At 39.6% G+C, this 9,212-nt stretch carries 9 protein-coding genes; 8 read left to right on the top strand and 1 reads right to left on the bottom strand.

Annotation, left to right across the window (positions count from 1 at the left end):
* Nucleotides 1-12: 12 nt before the first annotated feature.
* The gene (locus Q0192_RS12000; RefSeq protein ID WP_299289721.1) at nucleotides 13-1,218 is read right to left on the bottom strand and encodes a proline dehydrogenase family protein; all 1,206 of its coding nucleotides are present in this window, start codon (nucleotides 1,216-1,218) and stop codon (nucleotides 13-15) included.
* A gap of 68 nt (nucleotides 1,219-1,286) precedes the next feature.
* Between Q0192_RS12000 and Q0192_RS11995 the strand changes: the two genes are divergently transcribed.
* From Q0192_RS11995 to aroA, 8 genes are all read left to right on the top strand, one after another.
* Nucleotides 1,287-1,493 (top strand): RNA-binding S4 domain-containing protein, encoded by a 207-nt coding sequence (locus Q0192_RS11995; RefSeq protein ID WP_299289720.1) that lies wholly within the window; start codon nucleotides 1,287-1,289, stop codon nucleotides 1,491-1,493.
* A gap of 2 nt (nucleotides 1,494-1,495) precedes the next feature.
* The gene (gene aroB / locus Q0192_RS11990) at nucleotides 1,496-2,551 is read left to right on the top strand and encodes a 3-dehydroquinate synthase (RefSeq protein WP_299289719.1); all 1,056 of its coding nucleotides are present in this window, start codon (nucleotides 1,496-1,498) and stop codon (nucleotides 2,549-2,551) included.
* 5 nt (nucleotides 2,552-2,556) lie between these two features.
* Nucleotides 2,557-3,459, top strand: a complete 903-nt coding sequence (locus tag Q0192_RS11985; protein ID WP_299289718.1) for a sterol desaturase family protein — start codon at nucleotides 2,557-2,559, stop codon at nucleotides 3,457-3,459.
* 94 nt (nucleotides 3,460-3,553) lie between these two features.
* Nucleotides 3,554-3,766: a KTSC domain-containing protein gene (locus Q0192_RS11980; RefSeq protein ID WP_299289717.1), complete on the top strand. Its 213-nt coding sequence runs from the start codon at nucleotides 3,554-3,556 to the stop codon at nucleotides 3,764-3,766.
* Nucleotides 3,766-5,694 (top strand): AAA family ATPase, encoded by a 1,929-nt coding sequence (locus Q0192_RS11975; protein WP_299289716.1) that lies wholly within the window; start codon nucleotides 3,766-3,768, stop codon nucleotides 5,692-5,694. Before Q0192_RS11980 ends, Q0192_RS11975 begins: the two co-directional genes overlap by 1 nt.
* Before the next feature lie 243 nt (nucleotides 5,695-5,937).
* On the top strand, nucleotides 5,938-6,768 hold the full coding sequence (locus Q0192_RS11970) for a prephenate dehydratase (protein WP_299289715.1): 831 nt from the start codon (nucleotides 5,938-5,940) through the stop codon (nucleotides 6,766-6,768).
* A gap of 55 nt (nucleotides 6,769-6,823) precedes the next feature.
* Nucleotides 6,824-7,930, top strand: coding sequence for a chorismate mutase (locus tag Q0192_RS11965; RefSeq protein WP_299289714.1), 1,107 nt, complete (start codon nucleotides 6,824-6,826; stop codon nucleotides 7,928-7,930).
* Nucleotides 7,930-9,212, top strand: a 1,283-nt coding sequence (gene aroA, locus Q0192_RS11960; RefSeq protein WP_299289713.1) for a 3-phosphoshikimate 1-carboxyvinyltransferase, incomplete at its 3' end; no start/stop codon positions are given. The genes Q0192_RS11965 and aroA, both read left to right, overlap by 1 nt.

The raw sequence follows: 9,212 nt of genomic DNA, 5'->3' as shown, positions 1-9,212 counted from the left end.
AAACAGTATTGCCTAAATCCTCCTTCGTTTTTTCTCTTTGCTGATCAAACCCAACTCCCGGCTGGTTTGTCCGGCGATGGCTGTGTTTTCCTGAGCACGGCGGAAAAGATAAGGTAATACGGCTTTTACCGGCCCAAAAGGCACATATTTGGCCACATTGTAACCGGCGTGAGAAAGGTTAAAGCTTAAATTATCGCTCATGCCCAGCAGTTGCGAAAAATAAACGTGCGGATGGTTTTGGCCGATCTGGTGTTCGTTCAGCAAATCGGCCAGCAGTTTGCAACTTTGCTCGTTGTGCGTGCCGGCAACAAAAGCAATGCGGTCTATATGTTGCACACAAAAACGCACGGCCAAATCATAATCACGATCAGTTGCTGCTTTATTGGGTTGAATCAAAGTTGGATAACTTTTTTCGGCAGCGCGCCGGTTTTCTTTTTCCATGTACGCACCGCGAACCAACTTCGCGCCCAGCAAAAAACCTTCTTTTAAGGCATCGGCATAATCGGCCTGCAACGACGCCAATTTATCGTGCCGGTAAAGCTGGTATGTGTTGTAAACAATTGCTTTTTGCCGGTTGTACTGCCGCATCATGTTCAACGCCAGCAAATCAATCGTGCGTTGGATCCAGGTTTCTTCCGCATCAATCATCACCGGAACATCCAAATCAAAAGCGGTTTTGCAGATTAAATCCACGCGGTCAAAAACACGTTGCCAGGCCATTTCTTCCTCCGCAGAAAAACTTAAACCCGCATCTGCTTTTTCCAGTAACTCAAAACTGCCCACACCGGTAATTTTAAAAACCGTTAACGGAATGGCCTTATCGCCTTTTGCCCGTTTTATGGTGGCAATAATCTGGTCGCACGTTTCATTAAAAACAGCTTCCTCATTTTCGCCTTCTACTGAATAATCCAATATCGTCCCCACATTTCCGGATTGTAAATTTCGGATCGTAGGCTCGCACTCAGCAATGGTTTCTCCGCCACAAAACTGCTTGAAAATGGTTGCTTTAACCACCGGTTTGATAGGCAAACCCATACGAAAAGCAAAGTTGGTAAGCGGCGGGCCAATTTTTACCAGAAAGTTTAGGTTGATAATTTTAAACAGCCAGTAAGCACGTTTCAAATCTGCATTATTGGCATGGTGAAAAGCAATTGCGGTATTTTCGAAAGATAAAGGCGTACTTTTAAATGTTGTTTGGCGCGGCGCGTGGATTTCCATAGCACAAAATTAAGGTTTGAACAACAGAATAACGTTGGCTGGCAGCAATTTTATATTTTTGCAGGCTTATGATCGAATTTAAATTACAAGGCGAATTTATTCCGCTGATCCAATTGTTAAAAGCCACCAATTTAGTGCAATCCGGCGGCGAGGCGCAAATGGTGGTTTCGGAAGGTTTGGTGAAGTACAACGGCGAGGTAGATTTTCGGAAGCGGTTAAAGATAAAAGTTGGCGACCATGTGGAATTCGATGGCAAAAAAATCGTAGTAAAATAAGCATGGAAACCATACAAAGCCTCTCCTACCCAATTGTTTTTAACGATGATTTTGCCGCACTAAACCAGTTTCTTCGGGAGAAAAATTATAGTAAAGTATTTTTTTTGGTGGATGAACAAACCGAAAAACATTGTTTGCCGCTGCTTATCAGTCAGTTGCAAATTACCGAATACGATTTGATTGAAGTTACTTCGGGCGAGGAAAATAAAAACATTGATTTTTGCATTGGCATTTGGCGGATGCTGATTGATTTTGGTGCCGATCGAAACAGTTTGCTCATCAATGTTGGCGGCGGTGTAATTACGGATATTGGCGGTTTTGCGGCATCCACTTTTAAAAGAGGGATTGATTTTGTGCAGATCCCAACTACATTGCTTTCGCAGGTTGATGCTTCTGTTGGTGGCAAAACCGGCATTGATATGGATAATCTTAAAAATATCATCGGCACATTTGCACAACCGAATGCTGTTTTTATTGATACTTTTTTCCTGCGCACATTGCCAAAACGCCAGGCAGTTTCGGGTTTTGCAGAAATGCTAAAACACGGCTTAATTGCTGACCGCACTTATTTTAACCTGCTAAAAGAAGCATCGCCCGAAACGATTGACCCGGAACTGATTTACCATTCCATCACCATTAAAAACGAAGTGGTGAAGCAAGACCCGGAAGAAAAAGGCTTGCGCAAGATCCTGAATTTTGGCCATACCGTTGGCCATGCCATCGAAAGTTATTCTTTACAACACGATGCAACGCCGCTTACCCACGGCGAAGCCATTGCCATTGGCATGGTTTGCGAAGCGTTTTTATCGGTTGAAAAAACAGAACTGACCGCCGCCGAACTGGTGGAAATTATGGAAACCCTGGGCCGGTTTTACGAAAAATATACGATAAAAGAAGCATCTGTTCCGGCGCTGATTGAACTGATGAAGAGTGATAAAAAAAACAATTCGGGGAAAATCAACTGCTCGTTGTTGACACAGATTGGACATTGCACTATTGATATTTTCTGCAACGAAGAGGAACTTTGCAGAAGTTTATCCTTTTACCAGAACTCATAGTTTTCATGCTTCATTTAGACCTTAAAAATCAAGCTGCCGCCGGTTTATTTGCCCTGCTGATCGTTTTAACGCTGGTTGAAATGTATTTCAGCTACCGCGAAGACCGTAAATATTACGAAAAACGTGATACCTGGACGAATATTTATTTAACCACATTAACCTTTTTCATCAACCTGATTGTAAAAGGCACGACGTTTTTTATGCTGAACTATTTTTATCAGTTCCGCTTTTTTGAAATTAAAAACGTGTTTTTGTATTGGTTTGTGCTGGTTGCAACGCAAGATTTTTTGTACTGGGTTTTACATTACGTTGGCCATTACAGCCGCCTGTTTTGGGCGATGCATGTAACGCACCATTCTTCCGAACATTTTAATTTGACCACCGGTTTCCGCTCTACCGTTTTTGAACCACTTTACCGCGTTTTCTTCTATTTACCGCTGGCGCTAATGGGCTTTTCGGCAATAGACATTTTGTATGCTTACTTGTTGACCCAACTTTACGGCAATTTAGTACACACCCAGGCCAATATCAACTTCCCGAAATGGTATAATTTTATTTTTGTAACGCCGGCGCACCACCGCATCCATCACGCTTCCAATGTACCATATTTAGATAAAAATATGGGCATGATGTTTATCATTTGGGACCGCATGTTTGGAACTTTTCAGGAAGATTTACCGGAGCCAATTAAGTATGGCTTAACCACGCAACCGGATGACATGGGTGCAGTTAACATCATCTTCCACGAATGGAAAGCTTTAATTGCTGATGTAAAAAAAGCACCGACTTTTACCGATAAAGTGAAGTATTTAGTGATGCCTCCAGGCTGGAGCCATGATGGCAGCACGCAGGTTGCAAAAGTGATGCAGCGGGAGTATTATGCGGAGTTGGAGGAGGTGAAATCTTAACAATTTTTAATAATACAAATACCAAAATTACTTATTAATCTTGATTATTATTAACTTGCGATTAAGTTAAACCAGTTACCTTAAATCGCTTGTTATGATTAGAAATACCGTTAGCTCATCTAACATTTCTTCAGTCGGCTATGATAACACTTCTCAAACTTTAGAAATAGAGTTTAAAAAGGGAGATGTTTATCATTTTATTAACGTTCCATTTAATATTTATTCAGGCTTGATGAGTGCAAGTTCACATGGAATATATTTTGACAGAAACATAAAAGGAATCTATAACTATAACAAAATAGATTAATGTATTTAGCAAATTTAATTGTTGTTAACTACAGAAGCTGTAAGCTTTTAGAAGTTGATTTATTTAATGATGAGCCAAACATATTTATTGGAATTAACGATTGTGGTAAAACAACTATTTTAAAGGCAATAGGGCTTTTATTAGATGAAAAACCAGTCTATCATTCTTTAAAAAACGGTAGTTTCAAAAAAGACTTGTCAAACTCAGCTTTGTCAAATGAATCATTTGAGGCATTATTGACAAAATACTCCCTTCCAAGCTTTTTTTATAATCCTAATCAAACACTTGTTTTAGGAAAATTTGTAATTGAAGATCATGATATAGATGATGAAAATGCACCATTTTCTAATCAACTTTTATGGGCTATAGAAAATTTGTCTTCACAGATTTGGTTTATGCGTGCGTTCGATAGTGATTCTTCTATAATAAACTCATTTATTTTGACTAAAGATTCATTTCAAGATAATGAGTTTCTTACCCTTTGGAATAGAACTGCTGTAGATTTAGCTAAAAGAACAAAAGAATTTTCAATAAAACCTAATGAAATTGAAAATGTAAACAAACAAGGCAGATTCTCAAATCTTGAAAAAATTCGTGCTATTTATAATAAGGTATCATTACAAATTTGTTGGGCAGAATATAAAATTGAAAAAGCAGATAAAGGTTTGTTTCCGGTTTTTCGGTATTTAGACTGGAATTGCTCGTTAGATGACATCAAAAAAATAGCAGCGGATGCGATGGCCACAAAAATTGAAGCTCATATCATTCCTTTAAAAAATTATGCCAGTATTGCAGCGATTGAAGTAGAACAAGAAATTAATCAACAATTGATGTTATTGAAGGATTCAATAGGTGAAATGCTTCCAAATATAACAGGTATAAAAACTAAGATTTATTTCGAGGTAAAAGAAACCGTTACAGACATATTAATAAACAAACTCAATGCTGATGGCGACATTCATTTAGATTTACAAGGAGAAGGCATTAAAAGACAAATATGGTTTGCCTTAATTAAAGCAGGGGCACTTGCAAGCATTGAATCAGGAATGACAAACACAAAATTTATTTGGGCTTTTGATGAACCTGAAACACATCTTTATCCCACGGCACAAAGACAGTTTTTTGATATTATTAAAGAAGTATCTCAGACTAATGTACAAACCCTTATTAGTACACATTCAACCATTTTTATTGATAAATCAAAGCTTAATATTATTAAAAGTGTATCATTAAATAATATTGCTTACACTGAATTTAATAATTGTAATTCCGTTGATGAAATTTTTGAAGCATTAGAACTTAGAAATAGCGACTTTCTCTTTTATGATAAATTCTTAGTCACTGAAGGAGACACAGAAGCTTATTTAATTCCTGAATTATATAAGATTCATACTGGTTCTACATTGAAAGATGATAACATTCAACTTATCAATCTTACAGGTAAGAACAAATGGATTGAGGGAAAAAAAGCGTTGGAAAATGTTTTAACAGGTTTTAAAAAATCATTAGAATTTGTAATCTATTTGTTTGATGCTGATATGAAACTGGAACTTGGAACAAGTGCAATAACATCAAACTTCTTTTTTGCAGGAAATCAGGATATAGAAGATTCAGTTTCGACTGAAATTTGGATTGAAATTGTCAAGGAAGCTACTGATGATAAAGTTTTATTATCAATCGAAGATATCGATCAAATAAAGGCTTCTATACCAGCAAATGTAGAAATTCGCAGTAATGAAAAGTTTTTTAAACAGTTGCAAAAACTTGTTAAACAAAAGTATAGTGAAGTTCTTGAAGAACCAATTTCACACGATGTTCTAGATTCAAAAGGATTTGCATCGGCTCAAGCTTTAATTAAGCAGATTACTTCAATGAATCAAGTTTGTCCACAAATTTCTTTAGCATTCAATAAATTAAACCAAAATTAGACAGATTATAATCTTTTAAAATTTTAATAATTATTTCAACTTTCCTCTTGACATTCTCCTTTTTCCGTGTACATTTGAAAACGCAATACAATAATGACTTTTAGCAATACATTCTTTTTCGGCTTTTTTTACTTTTACTTTAGCGGTAAGAGCCGGGTTTGATATGTAGAATCTTAATAAAGAAACAAAATATCAAAAAGTCCCGGCCCAAAAAGCCGGGACTTTTTGCATTGTAAAAACAGCATGAACAAACCACGCGTAGCCATACAAGGGATCAAAGCTTCTTTCCATCAGGAAGCTGCCGTTAAGTTTTTTGGCGAAGATATTGAACTGGTAGAATGTACTTCATTTAAGCAAACGTTTGAAGCTTTAAGCCGCAAAGAAGCTGATTATGTGGTGATGGCCATCGAAAACAGCATTGCCGGAAGTTTGCTGCCCAACTATTCATTGATGATGAACTACAATTTCCCGGTGGTTGGCGAAGTTTCTTTGCGTATCCAACTGCATCTGCTGGCTTACCCAGGCGTTAAATTTGAAGACGTAAAATTTGCTATTTCGCACCCGATTGCCTTACGTCAGTGCGTGGATTTTATGGAAGAATATCCGCAAATTAAAGTCATAGAAAGTACCGATACCGCGGCTTGCGCGAAACGTGTTCGTGACGAAAAATTGCTGGATACCGTTGCCATCGCCAATACCATGGCGGCAGAATTGTACGAGTTGAATCCTTTAGAAAAACGCATCGAATCCAACAAAAAGAATTTTACCCGATTTTTAATTATGGCGGATAAACAAAACGGAACGGTGGCCAATCCAAACAAAGCTTCTTTATGTTTTCAATCCGGAAACGAGATCGGTTCGCTCGCCAAAGTGTTAAATATTTTTGCTGAGCACGAAGTCAACCTCAGCAAAATACAATCCATGCCTGTGCTTGGCAAACCCAACGAATATAACTTTTATGCCGATGTAGAATGGCAGGAAGCCCGGCAATATGATGCTGCTATTAAACAGGTTTTAAAATACACACAAAACTTTAATATTCTGGGCGAATACCGTAAAAACGACAAGATCTGACATACTTCTTTTAGCACATAAAATTTAGCAAACTCAATCTCAAATCCCCAACACTATGAAACTCGATCTTAAAATACAACCGCTTGGTTCCTGGATGAAAATCGGCCACGAACCTTTGCTCATTGCCGGCCCTTGCAGTGCCGAAACCGAAGAACAATTGCTTGCAACGGCACATTTAATTGCCAAAACCGGAAAAGCAAGCGTTTTACGTGCTGGCATCTGGAAACCACGTACGCGCCCTGGCGAATTTGAAGGCATCGGCAGTATTGGTTTGGAATGGTTAAAACGCGCCAAAGCAGAAACCGGTTTGCCAACGGCGGTGGAAGTGGCCAACGCTAAACACGTGGAAGAAGCTTTAAATGCGGACGTTGATATTTTATGGATTGGTGCGCGTTCTACCGTTAACCCGTTTACCGTGCAGGAAATTGCGGATGCTTTGAAAGGTGTTGACGTGCCGGTGATGGTGAAAAATCCCGTAAACCCTGATCTTTCTTTGTGGATTGGCGCTTTGGAACGCATCAATGCGGCCGGAATTACCAAGCTGGCTGCTATCCATCGCGGGTTTTCTTCTTTTGAAAAATCGGCTTTCCGCAACGAACCACACTGGGATTTGGCCATCAGCTTAAAAACTTTAGCACCGGAACTGCCGATTATTAACGACCCAAGCCATATTTGCGGCAACCGTGAACTGATTCCGTACATCGCACAAAAAGCGTTGGATATGGATATGCAGGGCTTGATGATCGAATCGCATATTGATCCTTCTGTGGCATGGACGGATGCGAAACAGCAATTAACGCCATCAGCATTAAGCGACTTGATAGATCATTTAACACAACGCAAGCCGGAACTGAAAGACAAGGCTGCGATTGATAAAATGGCGGAACTGCGCGCTCAAATTGATAAAATTGATGACCAGATCATTTCTAAAATGGCAGAAAGAATGCAGGTTGTCGAAAAAATTGGCGCATACAAAAGAGACAACAACGTTACCATTTTGCAGGTAAACCGTTGGGACGAGATTTTGCACAAACGCACTTCGTACGCCAAAGCTTTAAAATTAAGCACCGATTTTACCGAGAAATTACTGGAGCTGATGCACCACGAATCTATCCGCAAGCAAACCGAAATCATGAACCATACTTCTGTTGCTGAAGCTTAATGGAAGCCGGAAATTTGATTTTATCCAAACCGGATAAAACGGTAAATACCACGATCAAACTGACGGGTTCTAAAAGCGAATGCAACCGTGCCTTGGTGATTGCCGCTTTAAGCGAAGGCAAAGTCAAGGTCGAAAATTTATCCGAAGCGGCAGATACGGTTACGTTGGAAAAGGTGCTAAGAAGCAATCAGCAATCAGCAATCAGCAATCAGCCCGTAAATGCTGCAAAATCGCTGAATGCTGATAGCTCTAAGCTGACAGCTACCATTAACATCGGCCCCGCTGGCACCGCCATGCGTTTTTTAACGGCATTTTTTACCCTGCAAAAACAGCATCAGGTAGTTTTAACAGGAACGGAACGCATGAAGCAACGCCCAATCGGGATTTTGGTAGATGCTTTACGAAGCTTAGGTGCAGAAATTGCTTACGAAGAAAAAGAAGGTTTTCCACCAATCAAAATAACTGGCGGATTTGAACAGCAAACCGCAGATGTTTCAATCAAAGGCGATATCAGCAGTCAGTATATTACGGCTTTATTGCTGATTTCTTCGCAACTGCCGCTGGGTTTAAATTTGCATATCGAAGGAGAATTAACTTCCCGGCCTTATGTAGAAATGACGCTTTCGATGTTGCAACAATGCAGCATCCAACATCAATGGAACGGCCATGTTATTTCCATTCAAAATCAACCTTTTCAACCGGCAACCATTTATGTGGAACCGGATTGGAGCGCCGCTTCTTACTGGTACGCCATTGCTGCTTTGTGTCAGGAAGCAGAAATTTTCCTGCCGGGATTAACGCTTTACAGTTTGCAGGGCGACAGTACGATCACAGAAATCATGGCGAATTTTGGCATCACCTCGCAGTTTAAAGATGGCGGTGTTTGGTTGAAGAAAGAACCGAAAACTGTCGTCCGTAAAATTTTCGATTTTAAAACCTGTCCCGATTTGGCGCAAACCGTTATCGTCGTTTGTGCAGCTTTAGGCCACGATGCTTCTTTTACCGGCTTAGAAACGTTAAAGATCAAAGAAACCGACCGTGTAAAAGCGCTGCAAAACGAACTGGCAAAAATTGGTGTCGAACTAATCGAAAAAGGTCAGGTTTACAAATTAAACTGTGCTAAAAGAAGCATTCCCGAAAAGGTTTTCATCCAAACTTATGAAGACCACCGTATGGCGATGGCTTTTGCACCGCTGGCCTTGATTGTGCCGGAGGTTGAAATTGAAGATTTTAAAGTAGTGGAGAAATCCTATCCAAGTTTCTGGGAAGACTTGCAAAAAGC

It is taken from the genome of uncultured Mucilaginibacter sp. (assembly GCF_937859865.1).
In the GTDB taxonomy this organism is placed as follows: Bacteria; Bacteroidota; Bacteroidia; order Sphingobacteriales; family Sphingobacteriaceae; genus Mucilaginibacter_A.
Note: the sequence above shows the minus strand (reverse complement) of the source record. Positions and strands in the feature narration are given on the sequence as shown.